The organism is Bradyrhizobium sp. Kon56 (assembly GCF_055807635.1).
The window spans coordinates 1-252 of sequence record NZ_JBVVOU010000530.1; the positions used below are offsets into that span (position 1 = coordinate 1).

Genomic DNA, 252 nt, shown 5'->3' on the forward strand with positions numbered 1-252 from the left:
CTCCTAATGCATAGCGAAAAGGTTCTGGACGGGGTCACCAAACGAGCTTGGACTGGGTAGTGCCGCCCTTGACAAAAGAGATGAACTTCCTTCGTAGCTGGAAGGGGCATCTGGCCACCACTATAATGTAGAATTTATGAACAACATTGATAATGTTGAGCTCATGAAATTTTATTCCTATGGTCCCTCCATACCCGATACCCTTCTGGAACGCTGTGATGCTGGTCGCGTCGCCTAGAGCTGCGTCAGCCA

At 49.2% G+C, this 252-nt stretch carries 1 protein-coding gene; it reads right to left on the reverse strand.

Annotated features, from left to right (window positions below):
- Nucleotides 1–34: 34 nt before the first annotated feature.
- The coding region (locus AC0L3B_RS39935) for a hypothetical protein (RefSeq protein ID WP_473383445.1) at nt 35–252 on the reverse strand (218 nt) is incomplete at its 5' end.